Annotated in this window: 22 protein-coding genes; 16 read left to right on the top strand and 6 right to left on the bottom strand. The window is 70.7% G+C overall.

The genetic code is table 11. The annotated features are described in order from the left end of the window. Positions 1-29: 29 nt before the first annotated feature. The 5 genes from ilvN to ACZ4NB_RS19155 all read left to right on the top strand — a co-directional run bounded on the left by ilvN (position 30) and on the right by ACZ4NB_RS19155 (position 5,343). Entirely contained in the window at positions 30-554 is a 525-nt protein-coding gene (ilvN, locus tag ACZ4NB_RS19135; RefSeq protein WP_384431750.1) for an acetolactate synthase small subunit, read from the top strand. A gap of 111 nt (positions 555-665) precedes the next feature. After that, positions 666-1,664 carry a ketol-acid reductoisomerase gene (ilvC, locus tag ACZ4NB_RS19140; protein ID WP_467662941.1) on the top strand — a complete coding sequence of 333 codons (999 nt, stop codon included), beginning with the start codon at positions 666-668 and terminating at the stop codon, positions 1,662-1,664. Between the two features lie 272 nt (positions 1,665-1,936). Beyond that, a complete protein-coding gene (serA, locus tag ACZ4NB_RS19145) occupies positions 1,937-3,529 on the top strand; it encodes a phosphoglycerate dehydrogenase (protein ID WP_467662942.1) in 1,593 nt (530 codons plus the stop codon). A 161-nt stretch (positions 3,530-3,690) separates the two neighbouring features. Next, entirely contained in the window at positions 3,691-4,662 is a 972-nt protein-coding gene (locus ACZ4NB_RS19150; RefSeq protein ID WP_467662944.1) for a DUF2382 domain-containing protein, read from the top strand. Between the two features lie 81 nt (positions 4,663-4,743). Next, on the top strand, positions 4,744-5,343 hold the full coding sequence (locus tag ACZ4NB_RS19155) for a TetR/AcrR family transcriptional regulator (protein WP_467662946.1): 600 nt from the start codon (positions 4,744-4,746) through the stop codon (positions 5,341-5,343). A 62-nt stretch (positions 5,344-5,405) separates the two neighbouring features. Here ACZ4NB_RS19155 and ACZ4NB_RS19160 read toward each other — a convergent pair whose 3' ends face one another. Beyond that, the gene (locus ACZ4NB_RS19160; protein WP_467662948.1) at positions 5,406-7,031 is read right to left on the bottom strand and encodes a DHA2 family efflux MFS transporter permease subunit; all 1,626 of its coding nucleotides are present in this window, start codon (positions 7,029-7,031) and stop codon (positions 5,406-5,408) included. Positions 7,032-7,349: 318 nt separating this feature from the next. Continuing rightward, positions 7,350-8,591, bottom strand: coding sequence for a PucR family transcriptional regulator (locus tag ACZ4NB_RS19165; protein ID WP_467662950.1), 1,242 nt, complete (start codon positions 8,589-8,591; stop codon positions 7,350-7,352). 204 nt (positions 8,592-8,795) lie between these two features. Between ACZ4NB_RS19165 and ACZ4NB_RS19170 the strand changes: the two genes are divergently transcribed. Beyond that, complete coding sequence (locus tag ACZ4NB_RS19170) at positions 8,796-9,722, top strand: proline dehydrogenase family protein (RefSeq protein WP_467662952.1); 927 nt, start codon at positions 8,796-8,798, stop codon at positions 9,720-9,722. A gap of 59 nt (positions 9,723-9,781) precedes the next feature. Continuing rightward, a complete protein-coding gene (gene pruA / locus ACZ4NB_RS19175; RefSeq protein ID WP_467662954.1) occupies positions 9,782-11,413 on the top strand; it encodes an L-glutamate gamma-semialdehyde dehydrogenase in 1,632 nt (543 codons plus the stop codon). Positions 11,414-11,482: 69 nt separating this feature from the next. On the opposite strand, the gene ACZ4NB_RS19180 is transcribed toward pruA, so the two are convergent. Further along, complete coding sequence (locus tag ACZ4NB_RS19180; RefSeq protein ID WP_467662956.1) at positions 11,483-12,115, bottom strand: Uma2 family endonuclease; 633 nt, start codon at positions 12,113-12,115, stop codon at positions 11,483-11,485. A gap of 352 nt (positions 12,116-12,467) precedes the next feature. Between ACZ4NB_RS19180 and ACZ4NB_RS19185 the strand changes: the two genes are divergently transcribed. After that, on the top strand, positions 12,468-12,599 hold the full coding sequence (locus ACZ4NB_RS19185; RefSeq protein ID WP_327154627.1) for a hypothetical protein: 132 nt from the start codon (positions 12,468-12,470) through the stop codon (positions 12,597-12,599). 158 nt (positions 12,600-12,757) lie between these two features. On the opposite strand, the gene ACZ4NB_RS19190 is transcribed toward ACZ4NB_RS19185, so the two are convergent. After that, positions 12,758-14,353 carry a purple acid phosphatase family protein gene (locus tag ACZ4NB_RS19190; protein ID WP_467662958.1) on the bottom strand — a complete coding sequence of 532 codons (1,596 nt, stop codon included), beginning with the start codon at positions 14,351-14,353 and terminating at the stop codon, positions 12,758-12,760. Between the two features lie 129 nt (positions 14,354-14,482). On the opposite strand from ACZ4NB_RS19190, the gene ACZ4NB_RS19195 reads away from it, so the two are divergent. Next, entirely contained in the window at positions 14,483-15,523 is a 1,041-nt protein-coding gene (locus ACZ4NB_RS19195; RefSeq protein WP_430976832.1) for a 3-isopropylmalate dehydrogenase, read from the top strand. Between the two features lie 360 nt (positions 15,524-15,883). Then, a complete protein-coding gene (locus ACZ4NB_RS19200; RefSeq protein ID WP_467662960.1) occupies positions 15,884-16,972 on the top strand; it encodes a branched-chain amino acid aminotransferase in 1,089 nt (362 codons plus the stop codon). Positions 16,973-17,060: 88 nt separating this feature from the next. Here ACZ4NB_RS19200 and ACZ4NB_RS19205 read toward each other — a convergent pair whose 3' ends face one another. Next, entirely contained in the window at positions 17,061-18,524 is a 1,464-nt protein-coding gene (locus tag ACZ4NB_RS19205; protein ID WP_467662962.1) for a cytosine permease, read from the bottom strand. A 257-nt stretch (positions 18,525-18,781) separates the two neighbouring features. Between ACZ4NB_RS19205 and ureA the strand changes: the two genes are divergently transcribed. The 4 genes from ureA (at position 18,782) to ACZ4NB_RS19225 (ending at position 22,929) form a co-directional block, all read left to right on the top strand. Then, positions 18,782-19,486, top strand: a complete 705-nt coding sequence (gene ureA, locus ACZ4NB_RS19210; protein ID WP_467662964.1) for an urease subunit gamma — start codon at positions 18,782-18,784, stop codon at positions 19,484-19,486. Further along, complete coding sequence (locus tag ACZ4NB_RS19215; RefSeq protein ID WP_467662966.1) at positions 19,483-21,171, top strand: urease subunit alpha; 1,689 nt, start codon at positions 19,483-19,485, stop codon at positions 21,169-21,171. Before ureA ends, ACZ4NB_RS19215 begins: the two co-directional genes overlap by 4 nt. Positions 21,172-21,245: 74 nt before the next feature. Beyond that, positions 21,246-22,286: an agmatine deiminase family protein gene (locus tag ACZ4NB_RS19220; protein WP_467662968.1), complete on the top strand. Its 1,041-nt coding sequence runs from the start codon at positions 21,246-21,248 to the stop codon at positions 22,284-22,286. Positions 22,287-22,320: 34 nt separating this feature from the next. Continuing rightward, positions 22,321-22,929: a TetR/AcrR family transcriptional regulator gene (locus ACZ4NB_RS19225; RefSeq protein WP_467662970.1), complete on the top strand. Its 609-nt coding sequence runs from the start codon at positions 22,321-22,323 to the stop codon at positions 22,927-22,929. A 78-nt stretch (positions 22,930-23,007) separates the two neighbouring features. On the opposite strand, the gene ACZ4NB_RS19230 is transcribed toward ACZ4NB_RS19225, so the two are convergent. Then, positions 23,008-23,325: a hypothetical protein gene (locus ACZ4NB_RS19230; RefSeq protein WP_467662972.1), complete on the bottom strand. Its 318-nt coding sequence runs from the start codon at positions 23,323-23,325 to the stop codon at positions 23,008-23,010. Positions 23,326-23,789: 464 nt separating this feature from the next. Between ACZ4NB_RS19230 and ACZ4NB_RS19235 the strand changes: the two genes are divergently transcribed. Both ACZ4NB_RS19235 and ACZ4NB_RS19240 read left to right on the top strand, forming a co-directional pair. Continuing rightward, positions 23,790-24,203, top strand: a complete 414-nt coding sequence (locus ACZ4NB_RS19235; protein ID WP_467662991.1) for an NmrA family NAD(P)-binding protein — start codon at positions 23,790-23,792, stop codon at positions 24,201-24,203. Between the two features lie 561 nt (positions 24,204-24,764). Beyond that, positions 24,765-25,280 (top strand): WXG100-like domain-containing protein (locus ACZ4NB_RS19240; protein ID WP_467662974.1); only part of this gene is annotated, 516 nt, incomplete at its 3' end.

Genomic DNA, 25,280 nt, shown 5'->3' on the forward strand with positions numbered 1-25,280 from the left:
CACGGACGCACGGAAGAAGAGAGAAGACCATGTCCAAGCACACGCTCTCCGTCCTGGTGGAGAACACCCCCGGCATCCTCGCCCGGATCGCCGCGCTGTTCTCCCGCCGCGGCTTCAACATCGACTCGCTCGCGGTCGGGGTCACCGAGCACCCCGACATCTCCCGCATCACCATCGTGGTCAGCGTCGAGTCGCTGCCGCTGGAGCAGGTCACCAAGCAGCTCAACAAGCTCGTCAACGTCCTGAAGATCGTCGAGCTGGAGCCGGCCGCCGCGATCCAGCGCGAACTGGTCCTGGTCAAGGTCCGCGCGGACAACGAGACCCGCTCGCAGATCGTCGAGATCGTCCAGCTCTTCCGCGCCAAGACCGTGGACGTCTCCCCGGAGGCGGTCACCATCGAGGCCACCGGATCCAGCGAGAAGCTGGAGGCGATGCTCAAGATGCTGGAGCCGTTCGGCATCAAGGAACTGGTGCAGTCCGGCACGATCGCCATAGGCCGTGGCGCCCGGTCCATCACGGACCGCTCGCTGCGCGCGCTGGACCGTTCGGCCTGACGCCCGATCCGCCCGCGGCTCGTTCCGACCGTATGGCGAGACCCACCGACCTTCCCGACCCCGCCCGACGTACTGTGTGGGCACCCCGCTAGATCCAAGGAGATACCCGAAGTGGCCGAGCTGTTCTACGACGACGACGCCGACCTGTCCATCATCCAGAACCGCAAGGTCGCGGTGATCGGCTACGGAAGCCAGGGCCACGCCCACGCGCTGTCCCTGCGCGACTCGGGCGTCGACGTGCGCGTCGGTCTGCACGAGGGCTCCAAGTCCAAGGCCAAGGCCGAGGAGCAGGGCCTGCGCGTGGTGACCCCGGCCGAGGCCGCGGCCGAGGCGGACGTCATCATGATCCTCATCCCGGACCCGATCCAGGCGAAGGTCTACGAGGAGTCCATCAAGGACCACCTGAAGGACGGCGACGCGCTGTTCTTCGCGCACGGCTTCAACATCCGCTTCGGCTTCATCAAGGTCCCGGCCGGCGTGGACGTCGCGCTGGTCGCTCCCAAGGGCCCGGGCCACCTCGTGCGCCGCCAGTACGAGGAGGGCCGCGGCGTGCCGTGCATCGCGGCCGTCGAGCAGGACGCGTCCGGCAGGGCCTTCGAGCTGGCGCTCTCCTACGCCAAGGGCATCGGCGGCACCCGCGCCGGCGTCATCAAGACCACCTTCACCGAGGAGACCGAGACCGACCTGTTCGGTGAGCAGGCGGTCCTGTGCGGTGGCGCCTCGGCGCTGGTCAAGGCCGGCTTCGAGACGCTGGTCGAGGCGGGTTACCAGCCGGAGATCGCGTACTTCGAGTGCCTCCACGAGCTGAAGCTGATCGTGGACCTGATGTACGAGGGCGGCCTGGAGAAGATGCGCTGGTCGGTCTCCGAGACCGCCGAATGGGGCGACTACGTCACCGGCCCGCGCGTCATCACCGACGCCACCAAGGCGGAGATGAAGAAGGTCCTCACCGAGATCCAGGACGGCACCTTCGCCAACAACTGGATGGCGGAGTACAACGCCGGTCTGCCGAAGTACAACGAGTACAAGAAGGCCGACGAGGGCCACCTCCTGGAGACCACCGGCAAGCAGCTGCGCAAGCTGATGAGCTGGGTGGACGACGAGGCGTAAGCCCGACGGACAGGGGGTCGCGAAGCAGCTCGCGGCCCCCTCGTCCATGTGCCCGGCCGGGCGCCGACCAGGTGCCTTGTCCACCGCGTAGAACCACGCACGGGTGATCCTTCCGCAACGGCGCAGGACACGCCCTCCACCGCCACTACACTGCCCATCACAAGCGCGTTCAGGCCCACAACGTCGTGCGTCTTCCACGCGGCTTTCCCCCTTCACCGCCTTCGGCCGTCGGGACGGCCGTCCGCGAAGGACTAGTGAGGACTGAAGACCACGTGAGCTCGAAACCTGTCGTACTGATCGCCGAAGAGCTGTCGCCCGCCACCGTCGACGCTCTCGGCCCGGACTTCGAGATCCGGCACTGCAACGGCGCGGACCGCGCCGAGCTGCTCCCCGCGGTCGTCGATGTCGACGCCATCCTCGTGCGCAGCGCGACGAAGGTGGACGCCGAGGCCATCGCCGCCGCCAAGAAGCTGAAGGTCGTCGCCCGCGCGGGCGTGGGCCTGGACAACGTCGACGTCTCCGCCGCCACCAAGGCCGGCGTGATGGTCGTCAACGCACCGACCTCCAACATCGTCACCGCCGCCGAGCTCGCCTGCGGTCTGCTGGTCGCCACGGCCCGCAACATCCCGCAGGCCAACACCGCCCTGAAGAACGGCGAGTGGAAGCGCAGCAAGTACACCGGCGTCGAGCTCAGCGAGAAGACCCTCGGCGTGGTCGGCCTCGGCCGGATCGGCGTCCTGGTCGCCCAGCGGATGTCGGCGTTCGGCATGAAGGTCGTCGCCTACGACCCCTACGTCCAGCCGGCCCGCGCCGCCCAGATGGGCGTCAAGCTGCTGACCCTCGACGAGCTGCTGGAGGTCTCGGACTTCATCACCGTCCACCTCCCCAAGACGCCCGAGACCGTCGGCCTCATCGGCGACGAGGCGCTGCGCAAGGTCAAGCCGTCGGTCCGGATCGTCAACGCCGCGCGTGGCGGGATCGTCGACGAGGTGGCGCTGGCCAGCGCGCTGAAGGAGGGCCGGGTGGCCGGCGCGGGGCTGGACGTCTACGCCGTCGAGCCGTGCACCGACTCCCCGCTCTTCGAGTTCGACCAGGTCGTCGCCACCCCGCACCTGGGCGCCTCGACGGGTGAGGCGCAGGAGAAGGCCGGTATCGCGGTCGCCAAGTCGGTGCGCCTGGCGCTCGCCGGCGAGCTGGTGCCGGACGCGGTCAACGTCCAGGGCGGCGTGATCGCCGAGGACGTCAAGCCGGGGCTGCCGCTGGCCGAGCGGCTGGGCCGGATCTTCACCGCGCTGGCCGGCGAGGTGGCCATGCGCCTCGACGTGGAGGTGTACGGCGAGATCACCCAGCACGATGTCAAGGTGCTCGAACTCTCCGCGCTCAAGGGCGTGTTCGAGGACGTCGTGGACGAGACGGTGTCGTACGTCAACGCCCCGCTGTTCGCGCAGGAGCGCGGGGTGGAGGTGCGGCTGACGACCAGCAGCGAGTCGCCCGAGCACCGCAATGTGGTGACCGTGCGCGGCACCCTGGCGGGCGGCGACGAGGTGTCGATCTCCGGCACGCTCGCCGGCCACAAGAACATCCAGAAGATCGTGGCGGTCGGTGACCACTCGATCGATCTGTCGCTCGCGAACCACATGGCGTTCATGCGCTACAGCGACCGCCCCGGTGTCGTCGGCACCGTCGGCCGGATCCTGGGCGAGGCGGGCATCAACATCGGCGGGATGCAGGTCTCCCGGGCCGATGTCGGTGGCGAGGCGCTGGTCGCGCTGACCGTCGACGACACGATTCCGCCGGGCGTGCTGAGCGAGATCTCCGAGGAGATCGGCGCGACCTCCGTGCGTGCGGTGAACCTCGGCGACTGATCGTACGATCTCGCAGGTCAACGGGCCCGGACCCCGCATTCGCGGAGTCCGGGCCCGTTGGCGTCAGCGCTTGCGTGGCACCGCCCGGCGGCGCGCAATGGGAGGAGTGCACGGGGAAGCGTGCACGCCCCCGCCGGCGCGTGCCGGAAGGAGGACACGCCATGAATGCACCTGTGGGCGAGTCCCCGCAGAGCCTGACCGGCCTGCGGGTGGTCGATGCGGACGGCGTGAAGGTGGGTACGGTCCAGCAGGTCTACCGGGACGACGCGACCAACGACCCCGAGTGGATCACCGTGCGTACCGGCCTGTTCGGGATGAAGGAGACCTTCATCCCGCTCGCCGGGGCCCGCCGGACCGGCGGTGAGCTGCGCGTTCCGCACACCAAGGCGACCATCAAGGAGGCGCCGCGGATCGACGCCGACGGCCATCTCGACCCGTCCGAGGAGGCCCGGCTCTACCGCCACTACGGGCTGCTGCGGCCGGATGCCGCCGACCCCGGTGAGCTGGAGGGCATCGCCGACGACCGCGCCCGCGCCGACACCGTCGTGGCGTCCGGCCTCGGCCCGCGGCCCGCGGCGGGCGCGGCCGGTGCCGGGCCCCGGGCCACGGCGGACACCACGGCCCGCTCCCCGGCGCGCGGTGAGCGCAACAAGCTCTTCGACCAGCCGGCGGCCGGGGCGGGCGCGGCCACGCGCGGCCGCGACGGGGCGGACACCCGGCCCGGTGGCGAGCCCGTCACCGAGATCGTGCTCTCCGAGGAGCGGCTGGAGATCGGCACCGAGGAGCGGGTGACCGGCCGGGTCCACCTGAGCAAGCACGTGGTCACCGAGGAGGTGCACCGCACCGTCCCGGTCACACACGAGGAGGTCCGGGTGGTCCGCGAGGAGATCACCGAGGAGGACCGGCGGGCGGGCCGGGCGGCGCCGCGGACCGGTCACGGCCGGTCCGAGGTGGTCCTCCACGAGGAGCAGCCCACGATCAGCAAGAAGATGGTGCCGGTCGAGCGGGTGTGGCTGGAGACGGAGCGGGTGACCGAGCAGAAGGAGATCACCACCGAGATCCACCGGGAAGAGGTCGAGATCGACGACGGCACGGGGCCGCGCAAGGACCCCGGGCCGGACCGCCCCCGGTGACCGGGGGTGACCACCAGAACGTATACGTACGTTTAAGACACCTGTCTGGTACGAGCGTATGCGCAGAGCTAGGCTGCCGGCATGGGACACCGTGAAGATCTGCTGGAAGGCGCCAAGCGCTGCCTGCTGGAGAAGGGGTACGCGCGCACCACCGCGCGCGACATCGTGGCCGCCTCCGGCGCCAACCTCGCCTCCATCGGATACCACTACGGCTCCAAGGACGCCCTGATGCGCCAGGCGGTCATCGCGTCCAGCGAGGAGTGGGGCGCGAGCGTGGCCGAGGCGCCGTCCGCCGGCGGCGACGCGCGGGCGGCGGACGCGGACCCGCTGGAGCGGTTCGCCGCGGTCTGGGACAACGTCCTGCGGCGGATCGCCACGGAACGGGAGTTCATCGCCGCGCAGGTCGAGGTGCTGGGGCTGCTGCCGCGCGACGAGGGGCTGCGCGAGGCGATCGGCGAGGTGCTGCCGGAGGGCAACGAGGGGCTCGTCGCGATCTTCGAGGGGGTACCGGACACCGAGGTCGACGCGGAGGCGGCCCGGGTCGTCGGCTCCTTCTACCAGGCCCTGCTCACCGGCCTGATGGTGCAGTCGCTGGTCACCCCCGACGCGCTGCCCACCGGGGAGGACCTGGCGGCCGCGCTGCGGCGGGTCACCGCGGGCGAGGTGCTGCGCAAGCCCTGACCGTCCGGCCGGGAGCCCGACGGTGGCCGCGGCCGGCAGGCCGCGGCCACGTCCCGGCCGGGTCAGTCCCGCGGTGCGGTCTCGGCCTGCCGTTGTCGCGCCGGCTCGGCCGTCGGCTTCCTGGGCGGGCCGAACAGCAAGCAGAGCGCCACGGCGGCCAGCAGGGTCACCGCGCACGCCGCGAGGACGGTCTGCATGGCGTCGGCGAAACCGGCGGCGAAGGTGTCGGCGGTGACGCGTTCGTACAGGCCGGCCGTGGCCCGGTTCAGACCGCCAGGCGGCGCGGGCGGACTGTAGTTCTGCGCGGCGGTGGCACTGTCGCCGATGAACCGGGCGCGCAGCTCCTCCGGTAGCCGGCCGGCGTGCTGCTCCGCCGCGCCGCGCAGGGCCGAGGAGAGGCGGGCCGACAGCAGGGCGCCCAGCACGGCGGTGCCGAGGACACCGCCGATCTGCCGGGTGGTGCTGGAGACGCCGGAGGCCGCCCCGGCCAGCCGCGGGTCCACACCGTCCGTGGTGGCCTGCTGCAGCGGTGCGAACGTGGCGCCGCCGGCGATCCCGATGATGAGCAGACCCGGCAGCAGGCTCCACGCGCTGCTGGTGGGGCCGGTCATGCACAGCAGCACCAGCAGGCCGACGGCGAGCAGCGTCATCCCGGCCATCAGGAGGTACTTGCCGCCGAACCGGTCCGACAGCCGCCCGGCGTACGCCGAGCCGACCGCGGTGAGCACGGCGTTCGGCAGCACCGCCAGGCCGGTCTCCAGCGCCGAGTACCCGCGGGCCGTCTGCAGGTACAGCACCAGCACGAACATGATGCCGATCATGCCGAGCTGGAAGACGAACCCGACGCCGTTGCCGACCGCGAAGTCGCGCGTACGGAACAGGGCCAGGGGCATCAGGGGCTCCCCCCGCTGCCGGTGCTGCCAGACGACGAACACCGCCAGCAGCACGACGCCCGCGGCGATGACCGAGGCGATGCTGATCGGCCCGGTGACCGTGCCCCAGTCGTAGCGCTCTCCCTCGATCAGGCCGAACACGATGCCGCTCAGTCCGGCGGTGGCCAGTGCGACACCGGCCAGGTCGAGCCGGTGGGTGCGGCCCGAGCGCAGGGGCGGCACCCAGGCCAGTGCCAGCACGGCGGTGACGATCCCGATCGGGACGTTGAGGAAGAAGATCCAGCGCCAGCCGAGGCGGGCGAGCACAAAACCGCCGACGACCGGGCCGACGATCGGGGCGAAGCCGACGATCGCGCCGAAGAGGCCGAACGCGCGACCGCGCAGCCGCGGCGGGAAGATCGTCAGAATCGACGAGATGACCTGCGGGAACAGCAGCGCCCCGCCGAGTCCCTGGAGCGCTCGTGCGGCCAGCAGCCAGGCCGGCGAACCGGCCAGCCCGCACAGTGCCGAGGCGACGGTGAAGGTGACGATGCCGATCACGTACAGCCGGCGGTATCCGAAGATGTCGCCCAGCCGTCCGGTGCTGATCAGCAGCACCGAGAAGACCAGCAGATAGCCGTCGATGACCCACAGCACCTGGTCGTAGGAGGCGTTCAGGCTGTGGATCAGCGTGGGGACGGCGACGTTGATGATCGATCCGTCGAGCAGCGACATGAAGAAGCCGATGCACATGATCGCGAGTACCCGCCACGGACGCCGCGTGGCCTGGTCCGGGATGGATGGGACTTCCGGCACTCCGGAAACCTCCCTGAGGGAACCGGCTGTGCTGGCGACGACGCGGACCGAGCCGCTGTTGCGGACCGGGTCGCTGATGCCGGAACGGTGCTCACGCCGGAACACGGTCCCCGGCAGTTCCCCGGGGCCCCGGAAAGGACCGGAAGGGCCGACGCACGTCGTCACCATCACAGAACACCCTTGTCAGGTGTGATGAGTGACTTCCACCTTCCCCGCGTCATCGGGACCCGGGTGAAGCTGGTTGCGAGGCGTAAGGCCCAACGGTGAGAAGTCGACTCGCACCGTAACACAGCACGGCGTCGCGGATCCCCAACGCCCTTACAGGCGCGCCGCCTTGAGGGCCATGTGCAGCAGCAGCCGGTGCTCGCCGTCGTCCAGGTCGAGGCCGGTCAGCTTCTCCACTCGCCCGAGCCGGTAGTAGAGGGTCTGGCGGTGGATGCCCAGGGCCTGGGCGGTGCGGCTCGCCTGGCCCGCGCAGTCGAGGAACACCTCGGCGGTGCGGGCGAGTTCGGCGTGTGCCGGGGTGAGCAGCGGGCCGATCGCGGGGTCGGGGCCGGTGGTGGGCAGCGCGGTCAGCATGCGGTACGAGCCGATGGCGTCCCACTGGGCGATCGGCCCCAGCCGGGGCTCGGCGCGGGCCGCGCGGGCGGCGTCCAGGGCCTCCCGCCAGGCGGCCGGGAGGTCGGTCAGCTCCCGAACGCCGATGGCGATCCCGGCGGCGCCCGAACCGGGCCGCGGGGACTGGTGCCCGGCGGCCGGTGCGGCGCCCGCGCGCGGTGAGCGCAGCAGATGTTCGGCCACCGTATGGGCGGGGGTGAGCGCACCGGTCGAGCGCAGCCGCACCAGGGCGGCCAGGGCGGGCCCGGCCGCCGCGGACCCCGGAAGCTCGCCGGCGCGCAGCGCACACACCGCGAGCAGCCCCGGCAGGCTCGGCAGCGGCGCCGCGCCGGTGTCCGAGGTGTCCCAGGGCACCACCGCGACCAGGGTGAGCGGCACCCCGGAGGTGAAGCGCAGGGTGTCCCGCAGGGCGTCGCGCAGCGCGGCCGCGGTGGCCGGCCGCCCGGCGGGCTCGACGAGCAGCAACTCCCGCAGCAGATCGCCGAGTTCGGTGCCGGCGCGGGCCTCGGCGGCCAGCAGCGCGCCGATCCGGGCGGCGGTCTCCATGGCCTGGGCGATCCGCGGGTCGGGCGGTGTGCCGTGGCCGCCCAGGGCGAGGTCGCTCAGATGGCCGTCGTCCAGCAGCCAGACATAGCCGTGCGCGATGCCCTGATGGCGTACGGGCAGACAGATCCGGCCGCGGAAGACCCCGGCCGCCGGGTCCGGCGGAATGCGCAGCGCCGTCGTGGCCCGGGCGATCCCGAACGCCTCGAACCAGGCCCGTACGGCCGCCGACGAGCGCCGTTGCAGGATCGAGCGGGTCCGCACCGGGTCCATGACCTCGTCGTCCTCGCCCTCGTGCGCGCCGAACGCGATCAGCCCGAAATCCCGGTCCTCCAGCGTCGCCGGTGCGCCGAGCGCCGCCGAGATCTCGTCCACGAGCTGCTGGTAGTCGCCCCGCATCCCTTGCCGGCCCTCTCCTGTCGCAGTGGTCGCCCCCCACCATTCTCATACATCTGTCTGAGATCCCGGCCACGAAGGCGTGACAGCTGTCGATGGCCGGGAAGTGGCGCGATCCTTAAATTTCAGGTGGCTCATTCGTGCCGGGGCATTCGCCTCGTCCGGCGTTCGCATGGCATTTGTCATCCTGAATCGTGGAGGTGCCCCATGCTGGGTCCCGTGCTCCTCGCCGCAGCGCGCAGCGACAGCATCCGCCGTATCGTCGCGGCCGCTCCGGTCACTCGTCCCGTGGTGGACCGGTTCGTCGCCGGCGAGCATCTGCACGAGTCCATGGCGGCCGTACGGTCCCTGGCCGCGCGCGGCATGGAGGTCACCCTCGACCACCTCGGCGAGGACATCACCGACCCGGCCGAGGCGCTGCGCAACCGCGACGCCTACCTCCAGCTGGCCGAGGCCCTCAAGGAGCAGGGGCTCGGCGTCAAGGCCGAGATGTCGGTGAAGCTGTCGGCATTCGGCCAGGCGCTGGCCGGCGGGCACGAACTGGCGCTGAAGAACGTCACTCCGGTGGTCGAGGCCGCCGCCGCGGCCGGCACGACGGTGACCCTCGACATGGAGGACCACACCACGGTCGACTCCACCCTCGCGATCCTCGCCGAGCTGCGCGAGCGCTTCCCCCAGACGGGCGCGGTGGTGCAGTCCTACCTCTTCCGCACCGAGGACGACTGCCATGCGCTGGCCGGGGAAGGCTCCCGGGTGCGACTGGTCAAGGGGGCGTACAAGGAGCCCGCGACCGTCGCCTTCCAGGACAAGCGGGAGGTCGACAGGGCCTATGTGCGCTGCCTGAAGATCCTCATGGCCGGGCAGGGCTACCCCATGATCGGGTCGCACGATCCGCGGATGGTCGCCATCGCCCAGGAGCTGGCCCACCGCAACGGGCGCAAGCCGACCGACTACGAGTTCCAGATGCTGTTCGGCATCCGTGAGGCGGAGCAGCAGCGGCTGGTCGCCGAGGGGAACCGCATGCGGGTGTACATCCCCTATGGCACTGATTGGTACGGATACTTCATGCGCCGGCTCGCCGAGCGCCCCGCGAACCTCGGCTTCTTCCTGAGGTCGCTCGCGACACGAGGATGACGGACACCCCAGCAGACCGCAGTACGTACGCACGAACCGACGATCGAAGGAGAACGGCCATGGACGCTGTGACCCAGGTCCCCGTGCCGGTGAACGAGCCGGTCCACACCTACGCCCCCGGCAGCCCCGAGCGCTCCCGTCTGGAGGCCAAGCTCAAGGAGCTCGCCGGCAACCCGATCGAGCTGCCGATGACCATCGGCGGGGAGCGGCGGATGGGTGGCGGCGAGCGCTTCGACGTCGTACAGCCGCACAACCACTCGGCCCGGCTCGGCACGTATGCCAACGCCACGGTCCAGGACGCCCAGGACGCGGTGGACGCCGCGCTGGCCGCCGCCCCGGCCTGGCGCGCGATGTCCTTCGACGACCGCGCCGCGATCATCCTGCGGGCCGCGGAGCTGCTCTCCGGCCCGTGGCGCGAGACGATGGCCGCCGCCACCATGCTCGGCCAGTCCAAGACGGCTCAGCAGGCCGAGATCGACACCCCCTGCGAGCTGATCGACTTCTGGCGCTTCAATGTGCACTTCGCGCGCCAGATCCTGGCCGAGCAGCCCCCGGCGAACTCCCCGGGCGTGTGGAACCGCTCGGACCACCGCCCCCTCGAAGGCTTCGTCTACGCGATCACGCCGTTCAACTTCACCGCGATCGCCGGCAACCTCCCGACCGCCCCCGCCCTCATGGGCAACGTGGTCGTCTGGAAGCCGTCCCCGACCCAGACCTTCGCCGCCGTGCTGCTGATGCAGCTGCTGGAGGAGGCCGGTCTGCCCAAGGGCGTGATCAACCTCGTCACGGGTGACGGCAAGGACGTCTCGGAGGTGGCGCTGACCCACCCCGACCTGGCGGGCATCCACTTCACCGGCTCGACCAGGACCTTCCAGCACCTGTGGAAGACGGTCGGCAACAACATCGAGAACTACAAGACCTACCCGCGACTGGTCGGCGAGACCGGCGGCAAGGACTTCATCGTCGCCCACCCCACGGCCGACCGCGCCGTGCTGAAGACCGCCATGACCCGTGGCGCCTTCGAGTTCCAGGGCCAGAAGTGCTCCGCGGCCTCCCGCGCGTACGTCCCGGCCTCCCTGTGGAACGCCGGCTTCAAGGAGGAGTTCGCCGCCGAGGTCGAGTCGCTGACCATGGGCGATGTCTCGGACCTGGCGAACTTCATGGGCGCCGTGATCGACGAGCGCTCCTTCGCCAAGAACAAGGCGGCGATCGACCGCGCCAAGGCCGACCCGACCGTCGAGGTCGTGGCCGGCGGCGTGTACGACGACAGCGAGGGCTACTTCGTCCGCCCGACGGTCCTGGTCTCCACCGACCCGGAGAACGAGATCTTCAAGGACGAGTACTTCGGCCCGATCCTCGGCGTCTACGTCTACGACGACGCCGACTACGACGCCATGCTCACCCAGATGGAGTCCGCCTCGGCCTACGGCCTGACCGGTTGCGTCATCGCCCAGGACCGTGCGGCGGCCGCCGTCACCTGCGAGAAGCTGCGCTTCGCGGCGGGCAACTTCTACATCAACGACAAGCCCACCGGCGCCGTCGTCGGCCAGCAGCCCTTCGGCGGCGGCCGGGCGTCCGGGACCAACGACAAGGCCGGCGCCAAGCAGAACCTGATGCGCTGGACCTCCACCCGCTCCATCAAGGAGACGCTGGTCCCGCCGACGGACTACCGCTACCCCCACATGGGCTGACGCCCACGGGCGACCACGCCGACGGCCCGGCACCCCTCTCGTCAGGGGCGCCGGGCCGTCGGCGTGGTGTCAGGCGTTCCGGGGCGGGCCGGTGATCGCCTCGCCGATGACGAAGCCCTTGGCGGGGCCTGTGGGGATGGTGACCTCGGTGCCGTAGCGCACGCGCTTCTCGCCGGCGAACTTCGCTTCGTCGGGGCGAGGATCGGTGAGCAGAGTGACGATGCCGTGATCGTCGTATGCGTCGATGAGTACGTATACGGGAATTCCTGCGCGGGCATAAGCACGGCGCTTGCGGACTCGGTCGCGCTGCGTACCGTCGTGACCGGGTGAGACCACCTCGACGATGAGTTCCACACAGCGGGCGTCGAGACCGAGACCGTCTTCGGTGACGAACTCGTCGTCGTCTTCCGGTGCGACGAATGCGTCCGGGATCCAGACCTTGCGGCCGTGTATGACGTTGATGTCGTTGTTGACGACGTACGGCCTCGACTCACTGGCGAGGTACAAGGTCAGTTCCTTGCGCAGCCGGTTGCTGACCTTGCCGCGGCTGTAGCGACCTGTGGGCGACACCTCGATGAACCCCTCAACGATCTCGGCGCGAAGGCCCTCGGGGAGTTCCATGGCTTTCCATGCCTGCCACAGGAGCTCGTCCTGGTCCGGCCCGGATGTGGTCTCGGGCGCTTCGTGTGCGAGAGCGGTCATGGTGCAGCACCTCCTCCTCAAGTGTGGGCGGGCTTGGCCTGGTGGCACAAGCGACGCCGCGACGCTGGCCACGTCTCAAGCGCTCTGGCCTGGCATATGCCAAGAGATCACTCGTTCGAGCACACGGCCGTTGTCTCAGATAGTAGGAAGCCCAAGTAATTGTGCAGACATCACGGCCGAGCTGTCCTACTTTTGTAGAAGCCGAACGTCTCGCTCGATCGAGCGAGGGCGGATGCGGCCCGGTGCGCGAGCGCAGGTGACCCCTGCCGTGCCGTGGCCCCCGCCCCTTCCGGCGCTTCTGGATCGACGCATCCCGTTTGTTCTCGGGGCTTTGGCATTGGAGACGTGAATCATGGCCGAGACCGCCGTCCGCAGGACCCGTCACTCCGTCCGTACGACCAGCGAAGCCGACCGGCGGAACGCCGCGGCCGCCCTCCAGCGCGCCCTCGACCGCCGTGACAACGGCGGCTCGACCGGGCACTGAAGCGATGCGCGCGCACGCCGGGCCGGTGCCCTCACGGCTGTCGTCGGAGCTGTGCCACTGCTGGTGGCGGATCCGGATGTCCCTGGCCCGCTGGATCTCTCCCTCGTGAACGCCGCGGGGCGCCCGGATCCCGGACGCCCTGCGGCTTCGAGGTGCCCCTAGCGGGTCACCTCGAAGTGGTCGATGCGCTCGCCGGATTCGGCGAGGGCGGTGACCTTCATCCGCGGGCGGTGGCCCGGGGAGACCTCGACGGCGATGAAGGAGTAGCCGGTGTAGCGGACCCGGGACCACTCCACGGTGTCCTTGGTCTTCACCTGGCCCTTGGACCAGTGGAAGGTCTCGACGTGGTCGAGGTCCTTGACGTGGCCCTCGTAGCTGTCGGGCACGGGGAAGTCGTAGAGGGCCCGGCCCGCGCCGCCGGCGGTGACGTAGACGATGCCCTCGCGTGCGCTGTCGACGCGCTCGCCGATCGGCATCTTCTTGGCGACCCGGCCGCCCCTGAGGGCGTCGGTCCGCTCGTAGACGTGGTTGTGCCCGTTGATGACCAGGTCCACCCGGTGCTTGTCGAACAGCGGCAGCCAGGCGTCGCGCACTCCGCCCTCGGAGGCGTGCGCGTTGGTGGTGGAGAAGGCGCAGTGGTGGAAGAAGACCACGATGAAGTCGATGTCCTCGGCGGCGCGCAGCTGTGCCAGGCGGCGGTCGAGCCAGCGGGTCTGCTCACCATCGGTGTAGCCCTGGTTGGCGGGGATCTCGTACGAGACGTCGTTGGCGTCCAGGGCGACGACCGCGACATTGCCGTAGGTGAAGGAGTACACGCCGGGGGCGCGGTCGGCGTCCGGGCCGTTGCCGGGCAGCGACCAGCGGGCGCCCTGGCCGCCGTAGCCGTTGGGCGAGTACCAGGCCTCCATGTCGTGGTTGCCGGTGGTCACCATCCACGGCACGGACTTGGCCACCGACTCGGTCTGGGCGAGGAACTGGTCCCACACCCGCGCGTCGTAGGCGTCGTGGTCGGAGCCCTGCCCGTCGGTGTCGGCGTAGCAGATGTCGCCCGCGTGCAGGTGGAAGGACGGGTTCTGGCCCAGGATCAGCTGGTCGTTGGCGAGCGCGTGGTAGCTGACGCCCTGGTCGCCGAAGGCGGTGAAGACGAACGTCTCGGCGCGGGCCGGCGCGGTGCGGAAGGTGCCGATGGTGGAGAAGTGGCGCGCATCGGCCGGGTCGAAGCCGTCGTGCCCGACGCCGTAGTAGTACGTGGTGCCCGGCCGCAGGCCGTCGAGGGCCGCGTGCAAGTAGTACTGCTCGACGGCGGGCAGCTTCGAGGAGAGCGAGGGGGTGTGCAGCGCGCGCACCTCGGCCTCGATCTTCAGCCCGAGGTCCCAGGGCCTCAGGCCCACCCGGATGTACGGCCGCCGGACTGCGAGCGGCACCTGCCAGCTCACCCGCATCTGGCTCTTGGGGTCGGCGCCGAAGGCGAGGTGGCGGCCGAAGGGGGCGACGAGGGAGCCGTCGACGGCGACGCCGGCGGGCGAGGTCGACAGGGTGGGGGAGGCGGCCGTGGCCGAACCGGTCAGCAGACCGGAGCCCGCGACCACTCCCGCGGTGGCGGCCGAGGTGCGCAGCAGGCCCCGGCGGGTCAGCTTCGTGCGGAGGTACTCATGCTGCTCGGGCATGCTCATCCGGGCCGCGAGCCGCTCCGGAACACCGACGCGCGGGGTGTGCGAGGGCAGGGGAGCGTCCCCCCGGGGAATTCCAGTCATGGCAGCGAATGTCCCAGCGCCATTCGACCGCCACGGGGCGTCGCGGTGAACGGAGGTTGACCGGCTGCCCATGTGTCCGTATGGCGGACGTTACGTGTCAACCGATGGGACGGGGCGTAGGGTCCCCACATGTCTCGCAGCATTCGCCTCGCAGTGATCCCCGGTGACGGTATCGGCCAGGAAGTCGTGGCCCAGGGCCTCAAGGTCCTGACCGCGGTCCTTCCGCAGGACGTCAAGCTGGAAACCAAGGAGTACGACCTTGGTGCCAAGCGCTGGCACGCGACCGGCGAGACCCTGCCGGACGCGGAGCTGGAGTCGCTCAAGCAGCACGACGCGATCCTGCTCGGCGCCATCGGGGACCCGTCCGTCCCGTCCGGTGTGCTGGAGCGCGGGCTGCTGCTCAAGCTCCGCTTCGCCTTCGACCACTTCGTCAACCTGCGCCCGTCGAAGCTCTTCCCGAACACCGCCACCCCGCTGGCCGGCCGCCCCGACATCGACTTCGTCGTGGTGCGCGAGGGCACCGAGGGCCCGTACACGGGCAACGGCGGCTCCCTGCGCACCGGCACGCCGGCCGAGGTCGCCACCGAGGTCAGCGTCAACACCGCCTACGGTGTCGAGCGCGTGGTCCGCGACGCGTACGAGCGCGCCAACGCCCGCCCGCGCAAGAAGCTGACGCTGGTTCACAAGAACAACGTCCTGGTCTACGCGGGCCACATGTGGAAGAACATCTTCGACCGGGTCGGCCAGGAGTACCCCGAGGTCACCACCGACTACCTGCACGTCGACGCGGCGACGATCTTCTTCGTCACCCAGCCCGAGCGGTTCGACGTGATCGTCACCGACAACCTCTTCGGCGACATCCTCACCGACCTCGCGGCCGCCGTCACCGGCGGAATCGGCCTGGCCGCCTCCGGGAACATCAACCCGACCGGCCAGTTCCCCTCGATGTTCGAGCCGGTGCACGGCTCCGCGCCGGACATCGCGGGCACCGGCAAGGCCGACCCGACGGCGACGATCCTCTCGGTCGCCCTGCTCCTGCGCCACCTCGGCTTCGAGCCGCAGGCCGCCCGCATCGAGGAGGCCGTCGCGGCCGACCTGGAGGCCAGGGACGGCGCGGCCCGCAGCACGGACGAGATCGGCGACGCCCTCGCCGCGCGAGTAGCGGGCTGAGGCCCGCAGCGCAGTACCAGCACCCCACGACAGCGCCGGGCCAGGACACACCGTCCAGGCACCGGCGCTGTCCGCGTTGGCCCACTCTGGGCTACCGCCCGGTTGGGTGCGACCATCGGACGCGGACCGCGCACACCGGTTCCGGCGGCGGAGACCCACGAGCGATAATCGGACGTGGCGTCGCCGCCCGCGGAAAACTCGGACGTCCCAGTAACGACCGGTACGTTCAGGATCCCGGTGCGCGCGGCCGCCACAAACCGCACCGGTGCCGCGCGGTGGGGGCCGACCCCACTCACCCCCGGCCGGAGGGCTGGGCCGGATACCCGCGGTATCGGATCACGCAGTGAAGGACACGCATTCATGACGACGCCCACGATCGAGCTCAAGCCCTCCTCGCATCCGCTGTCCGACGCGGAGCGGGAGCAGATCCTGGCCGCCCCCGGCTTCGGCCGCCACTTCACCGACCACATGGTGACGATCCGGTGGACCGAGGGCCGCGGCTGGCACGACGGACAGCTCGTGCCGTACGGGCCGCTCTCCCTCGACCCGGCGACCAACGTCCTGCACTACGCGCAGGAGATCTTCGAGGGCCTCAAGGCATACCGCCAGCCCGACGGCTCCGTCGCCATGTTCCGCCCCGACGCCAACGCCCGGCGCTTCCAGGCCTCGGCGCGCCGTCTGGCCATGCCCGAGCTGCCCGTCGAGACCTTCATCGAGGCCTGCGACCTGCTGGTCCAGCAGGACAAGAAGTGGGTGCCCGCGCACGGCGGCGAGGAGTCGCTCTACCTGCGGCCCTTCATGATCGCCACGGAGGTCGGGCTGGGTGTGAAGCCCGCCAACGAGTACCTCTTCGTCGTGATCGCCTCGCCCGCCGGCGCGTACTTCGCCGGCGGCGTCAAGCCGGTCTCCATCTGGCTGTCCGAGGACCGGGTGCGCGCCGTCCCGGGCGGTATGGGCGACGCCAAGACCGGCGGCAACTACGCCGCGTCGCTGCTCGCACAGGCCGAGGCCGCGGTGCACGGCTGCGACCAGGTCGCCTACCTCGACGCCGTGGAGCACAAGTGGGTCGAGGAGCTCGGCGGCATGAACCTGTACTTCGTCTACGGGGACAAGATCGTCACCCCCACGCTGACCGGCTCCCTGCTGGCCGGTGTCACCCGTGACTCGCTGCTGTCGGTCGCCCGCGACCTGGGCCTGGAGTCCGAGGAGGCCCGGGTCTCGATCGACCGGTGGCGGGCCGACACCGAGAACGGCACCCTCACCGAGGTCTTCGCCTGCGGTACCGCCGCCGTGATCACCCCGGTCGGCACGGTCAAGAGCGCGGGCGGCGAGTGGACGCAGTCCGACGGAGAGCCTGGCAAGGTCACGCTGAAGCTGCGCGAGGCGCTGCTGGACATCCAGCGGGGCGTCGCCGACGACAAGCACGGCTGGATGCACCAGCTGGGCTGATCCGCCGCTCCGGGGCGCCTCTCCGGACAGCACCGAGGCCGCCGCCGACCATCGGGTCGGGGGCGGCCTCGGCCGTGCTCACATCGGCTCAGCCGGCCTCCGCGGACGCTTCCGCGGGGGAGGCGGGGGAGGCGGGGGAGGCGGGGTGACGAGTGCGCAGCGCCGGGACCGGGCGCGGATCGCGGGCGGTGAGGGCGAGGTAGACCGCACCGGCCACCGCGGCCGCGAGCAGGAAGCTGACGTCGATGCCGCCCGTGTAGGCCAGCAGCGGGCCCTCGTACAGCGGTGTGGCCACCGCCATCAGGCCGACCGCCGAGCCCAGTGCCCAGGCGACGGCCGCCCGGACGCTCCAGCCGCCGGTGAACCAGTACCGGCCGCCGCGCGTGCCGCGGTTGTAGACCTGAAGGGACTCTGGGTCGTACGCGCCGCGGCAGCGGAGGAAGCCGATCACGGTGATCACCGCCCAGGGCGTGCCGACCGCGGTCATCAGCAGGACGAAGGAGGTCATCGCGTCCTGCGCGGCCCACAGGAAGTGGCCGGCGTAGACCAGCGCGGTCGCGAGCCCGGCGACGACGTAGGTGGCCTGGGTGCGGGTCGCGCGCGGCAGGATCGCGTCCAGGTCCAGGCCCATGCTGTAGAGCATCAGCCCGGAGTTGCCGACCGAGCCGGCCGAGGCGTTGAGCAGCAGCAGCGCCAGGTACCAGAACGGGGCGCCGGCCACCAGCGGTCCCGCGTAGTCCTCGCCCGCGCCGACCGCGAGGGCGGTGAACGTGCCGAACAGCTGCGGCACCAGAAGACCGACGACCAGACCCAGGCAGGTGGCGCCGAAGACCTTCTTCGAGCTGTGCCGGCGCGGGGAGATGTAGCGGCTGTAGTCGCCGAGCAGGGTGATGAACGCGATCGGGCCGCTCAGGCCCGCGGAGACGGCGGCCAGCAGCCAGGTCTGCCAGAAGCCGCCCAGCAGATACGAGCTGCCGTGCGGCGCGGCGGTGGTGAAGGTGGCGGAGTACGCCACGATCCCGACGGCCAGCAGCAGGGTCATGCCGACGGCGAGCACCTTGCTCAGCCGCAGCAGCACCCGGTAGCCGTAGACCGCGCCGACGGCGGTGGCGCCGGCGAGCAGGGCGTAGACCAGGGCGTAGGTCGCTCCTCCGGTCGGCAGCCCGGTCAGGCGGTGCAGGCAGCCGACGACCGCGTCGCCGCCGACCCACAGCGTCAGCGCGGTGTAGCCGAGCGAGAGCAGCAGGCCGATCACCGAGCCGACGAGCCGGCCGCGTACGCCGAAGTGGGCGCCGCTGCTGGTGGAGAGGTTGGTCGCGCTGCGCAGCGAGACCAGTGCGAGAGGCGCGGTCAGCAGGGTGCCGATGAGCGTGCCCGCCACCAGGGAGGTCACCGAGGGCCAGAAGCCGAGCCCGAAGGAGACCGGTAGCCAACCGAAGATCACCACGCCGAGGGCGAGGTTCGATCCGAGCAGGATCGAGATGAGGTCGCGTGGACCGCTGGTGCGCTCCTCGTCCGGGATGGTGTCGACTCCGCGTTGTTCGATCGGCATGAGGGCTCCCCTGAGAGGCCGGACAGCAGTGTCTGAGCAGTGCTCTGCGTGCAGTGCTCCGTGAGGTTGAAGTGCTCGATGTGAGCGGTCCCGCAGCGCTGGATCAGCGGTGCGAGATCATTTTGAGCAGTGCTCTATTCACCACTCGTTTAGAACAGCGCTCAATGTGACTCATCACTGCGCTGTAGGTCAATGCTTCCCCGTTGACTAATTTCATGGTTAGAGTGATGCTCTAATCGAGCTGGAGGTGTGACGGGATGCGGCTGACCCCGACGGAACGCGACCGGCTGCTGCTGTTCGGCGCGGCCGAGCTGGCGCGGACGCGCCGGGCCCGCGGACTGAAGCTGAATGTGCCCGAGGCGACCGCGTTGATCGCGGACACAGTCTGCGAGGCGGCGCGGGACGGGCGCCGCCTCGCTCAAGCCATCGAGGCGGCACGCAGCGTGCTCGGTCCGGACGATGTGCTGCCGGGCGTGGCCGATGTGGTCACCGAGGTGCATGTGGAGGCCGTCTTCGACGACGGCTCCCGGCTCGCGGTGGTCGGCGACCCGATCGGCGCCGGTCCGGCGGCCGGGGAGAGCGACCCGGCGCACGCGCCCGGCGCCGTGCTCCCCGGCCCGGCCGACCCGGAGCCGGAGCCCGCGGTGGTGCTGACCGTGCGCAACACCGCGACGGTGCCCATCAGCGTCACCTCGCACTTCCACTTCTTCGAGGCCAACCCCCGGCTGGACTTCGACCGCGGTGCGGCGTACGGCATGCGGCTGTGCGTCCCGGCCGGCTCGTCCGTGCGGTTCGATCCGGGCGGCTCCTCGGAGGTCGGTCTGGTCCCGATCGGCGGCGCCCGGATCGCGATCGGCTTCGCCGGTCTCGTGGACGGCCCGCTGGACGCACCGGGCGCGAAGACGGAAGCGCTGCGGCGGGCCGCCGCCTGCGGCTACCTGGGAGCGGAGGAGCAGGCATGACCATCGACCCCCACGAGTACGCGTCGGTACACGGCCCGCGGGCCGGCGACCGGGTCGTCCTCGGCGACTCGGGCCTGGTCGTCCGGGTCGAGTCCGACGCCCAGAAGCCCGGCGACGAGTTCCTGGCAGGGTTCGGCAAGACCGCCCGCGACGGGCTGCTGCTCAAGGCGGCCGCGGTCCGCGAGACCTGCGACGTCGTGATCAGCAACGTCCTGGTGATCGACGCCGTACAGGGCATCCGCAAGGTGTCCATCGGCATCCGCCAGGGCCGGATCCACGCCATCGGACGGGCCGGCAACCCCGACACCCTCGACGGTGTCGACGTCGTCGTCGGCACCGGCACCTCGATCGTCTCTGGCGAGGGCATGATCGCCACCGCCGGCGCCGTCGACACCCATGTCCATCTGCTCTCGCCGCGCGTCATGGAGGCATCGCTGGCCTCCGGCGTGACCACGATCATCGGCCAGGAGTTCGGCCCGGTCTGGGGCGTGGGCGTCAACTCTCCGTGGGCGCTGGGCCACGCCTTCGGCGCCTTCGACGCCTGGCCGGTCAACATCGGCTTCCTCGGCCGCGGCTCCTCCTCGGGCGACGCCCCGCTGGTCGAGGCGCTCGCCGAGGGCGGCGCCTGCGGCTTCAAGGTCCACGAGGACATGGGCGCACACGCCCGCGCCCTGGACACCGCGCTGCGGGTCGCCGAGGACCACGACGTCCAGGTCGCGCTGCACAGCGACGGCCTCAACGAGTGCCTCACCGTCGAGGACACCCTGCGCGTCCTGGACGGCCGCACCATCCACGCCTTCCACATCGAGGGCTGCGGCGGCGGACACGTCCCCAACGTCCTGAAGATGGCCGGCGTCCCCAACGTCATCGGCTCCTCCACCAACCCCACCCTCCCCTTCGGGCGGGACGCGGTCGCCGAGCACTACGGCATGATCGTCTCGGTCCACGACCTGAAGACCGACCTGCCGGGCGACGCCGCGATGGCCCGCGACCGCATCCGCGCGGGGACGATGGGCGCCGAGGACGTGCTGCACGACCTCGGGGCGATCGGCATCACCTCCTCCGACGCCCAGGGCATGGGCCGGGCCGGGGAGACCGTGCGCCGGACCTTCGCCATGGCCGGCAAGATGAAGGCCGAGCTCGGCCCCATGGAGGGCGACGGCGCCCATGACGACAACGCCCGCGTGCTGCGCTATATCGCCAAGCTCACCATCAACCCCGCCATCGCCCACGGCCTCTCGCACGAGATCGGGTCGATCGAGGTCGGCAAGATGGCCGACATCGTGCTGTGGAAGCCGCAGTTCTTCGGCGCCAAACCGCAGCTGGTGCTGAAGTCCGGCTTCCCCGCCTACGGCGTCACCGGCGACCCGAACGCCGCCACCGACACCTGCGAACCCCTGGTGCTCGGGCCGCAGTTCGGCGCGCACGGCGCGACCCCCGCCGAGATCTCGGTCGCCTTCGTGGCGGCCGCCGCGGTCGAGCAGGGCGGCGACCACCTGCCCACCCGCCGCCGCCGGGTCGCCGTCCGCGGCACCCGAGGCATCGGCCCCGGCAACCTCGTCCACAACTCCCGGGTCGGACAGGTCCAGGTCGACGGGCGCAGCGGACTGGTCACCCTCGACGGCGACCCGATGCGCTCCGAGCCGGCCGACACCGTCTCGCTGTCCCGGCTCTACTTCCTGTGAACCGCACCGCCGCCGCACCCCACCGCCGGCGCCCATCCGACGGCACCACCGCCACAGACCCTGAGGACCCCCGCATGAGCACCCCTGCCGCCGACGGCTTCCGCATGCCCCCGGAGTGGGCCCGCCACGAGCGCACCTGGATGGCCTGGCCCGGCCCCAACTTCACGTTCGGCGAGGAGGGCGGCGAGGCGCTGGCCGAGGCCCGCCGCGCCTGGGCCGGCGTCGCCCGCGCGGTCCGCCGCTTCGAGCCGGTCACCGTCGTCGCCGGCCCCGGCCAGTCCGAGGGCGCCCGGGCCCTCCTCGGCGCGGACATCGAGATCGTCGAGCGCCCGCTGAACGATGCCTGGATGCGCGACATCGGCCCCACCTTCCTCACCGACGGCAAGGGCTCGCTGGCCGCCGCCGACTGGGTGTTCAACGGCTGGGGCGCCCAGGAATGGGCCCGCTGGGACCTCGACGAGAAGATCGCCGAGCAGGTCTCGGCCCTGGCCGGCGCCCGCCGCTACACCACCCCCCTGGTCAACGAGGGCGGCGGCATCCACATCGACGGCGAGGGCACCGTCCTGCTGACCGAGACCGTCCAGCTCGACCCCGGCCGCAACCCCGGCCGCACCGCCCAGGAGGTCGAGGCCGAGATCCACGCCCACCTCGGCACCACCAAGGCGATCTGGCTGCCGCGCGGCCTGGCCGCGGACTACGGGCAGTTCGGCACCCGCGGCCATGTCGACATCGTCGCCGCCTTCGCCCGCCCGGGCACCGTGCTCGTGCACACCCAGCCCGACCCCGACCACCCCGACCACGCGATCTGCAGCGAGATCGTCAAGCTGCTCGGCTCGGCCACCGACGCCAGGGGCCGGCGGCTGGAGGTCGTCGAGGTGCCCGCGCCGACCGTCATCGAGGAGGACGGCGAGCTGGTCGACTACTCCTACATCAACCACTACCTCTGCAACGACGGCGTGGTGCTGTGCGCCTTCGACGACCCGCGCGACGAGGAGGCGGCCGCCATCTTCCGCCGGCTCTTCCCCGACCGGACGGTGACCCTCGTCGACGCCCGTACGATCTTCGCAGCGGGTGGCGGTATCCACTGCATCACCCAGCAGCAGCCCGAGGCCTGATCCGCAGGCCCGCCCAGCCGACCCGGAGGTCCCCGTGCCCGGTCCCGTGCGCCGTCCCCGGCGCCGGCTCAACCAGCCCCGTGAGCAGGTCCTGGCCGCGGCGATGGCCACCATCGCCGCGGAGGGCCTGGACCGGCTGACCATGGCCGGACTGGGCCGCGAGGTCGGCATGAGCAGCGGCCACATCCTGTACTACTTCGGTACGAAGGACGAGCTGCTGCTGCAGACCCTCCAGTGGAGCGAGGAGCAGCTCGGCGCCGAGCGCCGGGCCGCCCTCTCCCGTCGCGTCCCCGCCCGTGAACGCCTGGACGCGCTGATCGACCTCTACCTGCCCGACGGCCACCGCGACCCGCGCTGGACGCTGTGGCTGGAGGTCTGGAACCGTTCCCAGAACGCCGACGACGAGACCCGCGAGCGCCAGCTCGAACTGGAACTCGCCTGGCACCGCGACCTGGTGGCCCTGCTCGTCGAGGGCGTCTCGAAGGGCGAGTTCCGCCCCGTCGACGCCGAACGCCTCGCCACCCGCATCCGCGCCCTCCTCGACGGCTTCGGCACCCACCTCGTCGTCGGCCTCCCCGGTACGGACCGGGCCCAGGTCCGCGCGCACATACACGAGTTCCTGGACGAGTCGCTCACGCCGTGAGGGCGGGGCGGGACGGTGTGCCGGGCTGCGCCGAGACCGGTCGTGACGCGGTCTCGACACATCTGACCGCCCGGTCGGTCACGCCCCCGGGAGGAAGTGCCGGCGGTACATCTCGACCGCCTGCTCCGGCGGGTAGTTGGGCAGTGCGCTGATCGCGCCGTCCGCCTTGGAGATCACGATGTGGGAGCCGCCCGGATCGCGCGGATAGGCGGTCGGGTCCGCCCTCGGCGGAAACACCGGGTACACCAGATAACCGATGTCGAATTCATGGACATGGAGCGTCGGCTGCTCCCCGTCCGGCCAGACACTCGGAAAGTGGTTCCGCCCGATTTCCAGCGCTTCGTCGGCGCTGGTGGGAATGGGCCGTTGTCCCTCTTGCGGCTGCGGTTCGGACATACCGTTTCTCTCTCGTCTCTCGCGTGGAGCCGGTCCCGGCACGGGCGGCGTGCGGTGCGGGCGGGGTGCGGCGCGGTTCCGGCAGCCTCGACACTACGGCACGGTGTTCGGCCTCCGGGTGGCCGCGAGACTCACCTCCAGTGCGCACTGAGGCTCACTTGACGTGCGCTGAAGGACACTTGGAGGGCCGAGGACGGGAGTCGCCTCCCGCGATCGCCAGTGGCAAGGACCCCGCGCGCCCTGCCGCACCGAAGTCTCTTCGGAGGCTTCGTGTTCCTTCGCTGTGGAAGAAGATCCTCAGCGCGCGCGTACCCCGTCGACGGCCAGGGCGAGCAGCCGGTCGGCCTCGACCGGGCCGTCGGCTTCACCCTCGGTGGCCAGGGTGGACAGCAGATCGTGCGCCTTGGATCGGTCGATAACCGGAGGGCCGCCCCAGTTGTGGGTCGTGGGCCCTCGCGACGATCCTGCGGCCGGTCTCCTTCATGGAGAACTTCACCGGCGGATATGCCCTGCAGGGCGGGGCGCTGGCAACCGCCCTCGCGCCCGAGGTTCCTCTGCAGATCATGGCCGTGGACGACGTCGGCTTCGTCACCTCCCTGGTGTTCTCCCGGCCCAAGGCGTGGATCGGCCGCGCGGTGGCCCTGGCGGCAGACGCACTCACGCCGGTGCAGATCGCCGCCGCCATCGAGAGCACGCTCGGACACCCCCTGCCCTACGTCCAGGTCCCGATCGAAGCGATCAGGGCGCTCAGCGAGGACTTCGCGTTCGCCAACGAGTGGCTCAACGAACGCGGCTACCGGGCGTGCTCAGCTCCGACCCGGCGGGCCGGAAACCTCTATCGATGGCCGTGCCGCCCAACAGTGTGCCGCCTGAGATGAACCCCCTATCCTCGGTCGGTCTTAGGCGCATTGAGGCTCCATAAGGCTCGTGCGGGCCTACGCATTGCCCGCTCGGTCTCACTCAATGCTCACCCAGGCTTACTCAAAGCACACCCGGGTTTACTCAACGCCCGCTCGGACTTACTCAACGCCCGCTGAAAGCTCACGGAAAGCTCAGAAGGTTCTCCGAAGGCTCCCTGGAGGACGAAGTGTTGGGGGCGGAGCCGACGCAACCCGGTAGAGTCATTCGCACTGTCGTGCTGTTTGACGCGGCAGCGGCGCGCGTCGGCGGGGGCGCGAGATGCGGTGAGACTGCGCAGCGATGGGGGAGTAGTGGCGAACGACGGCTTCCAGCCCGGCTCGATGTCCGCACAGTCGGCGCGGAGTTCACGCAGCCGATAGCGGCCCTGGCGCCCATCACTGATGTGCCGGTGCGCCCGGCACGCACACTGCCCGAAGCCATAGGCCGACGGGCCCATTTTCTGTTCAGCGTCCTGACGGTCACATCGACGTCACACCAAAGAACATGCAACACAACGGGGGAGTTCCACCTTGTCTCTCATGTTGCCGGATCCTCTTGAGTGGGTCCTGGACATGCTCGGCTTCAACTGGCCGCATGCTGACGAGGACAAGCTGATGGAGTGTGCGCAGGTCTGGCGCACGTTCGCGTCGGAGGTCCAGGGGCATGCGGCCCGGGGCAACACGTATGCGAGCAATGTCCTGGGCGAGAACTCCGGTGATGCCATTGAGGGGTTCAGCAAGACGTGGGAGAAGTTCTCCGGCGGTTCCGGTTACCTCAACGATGCCGCGCAGGCGGCGGAGGTCATCGCGTTCACGTTGGAAGCCGCGGCGATGCTGGTGATCGGCATGAAGGTGGCGGTGATCGTCCAGTTGGCGATCCTGGCCGCTGAGATCATCGCTGCGCAGGCCGCCGCCCCGTTCACGCTGGGTCTGTCGGAGATCGGTGGCGCGGCGGCGACGTTGGCGACGCGGGAGATGGTCCGCCGGATCCTGAAGGAGGTGGCCAAGCAGCTCCTGGACGCGATCATGGAGGCTGCCAAGGAGCCGGTGATCTCG

The organism is Streptomyces sp. NPDC026575, assembly GCF_055567415.1.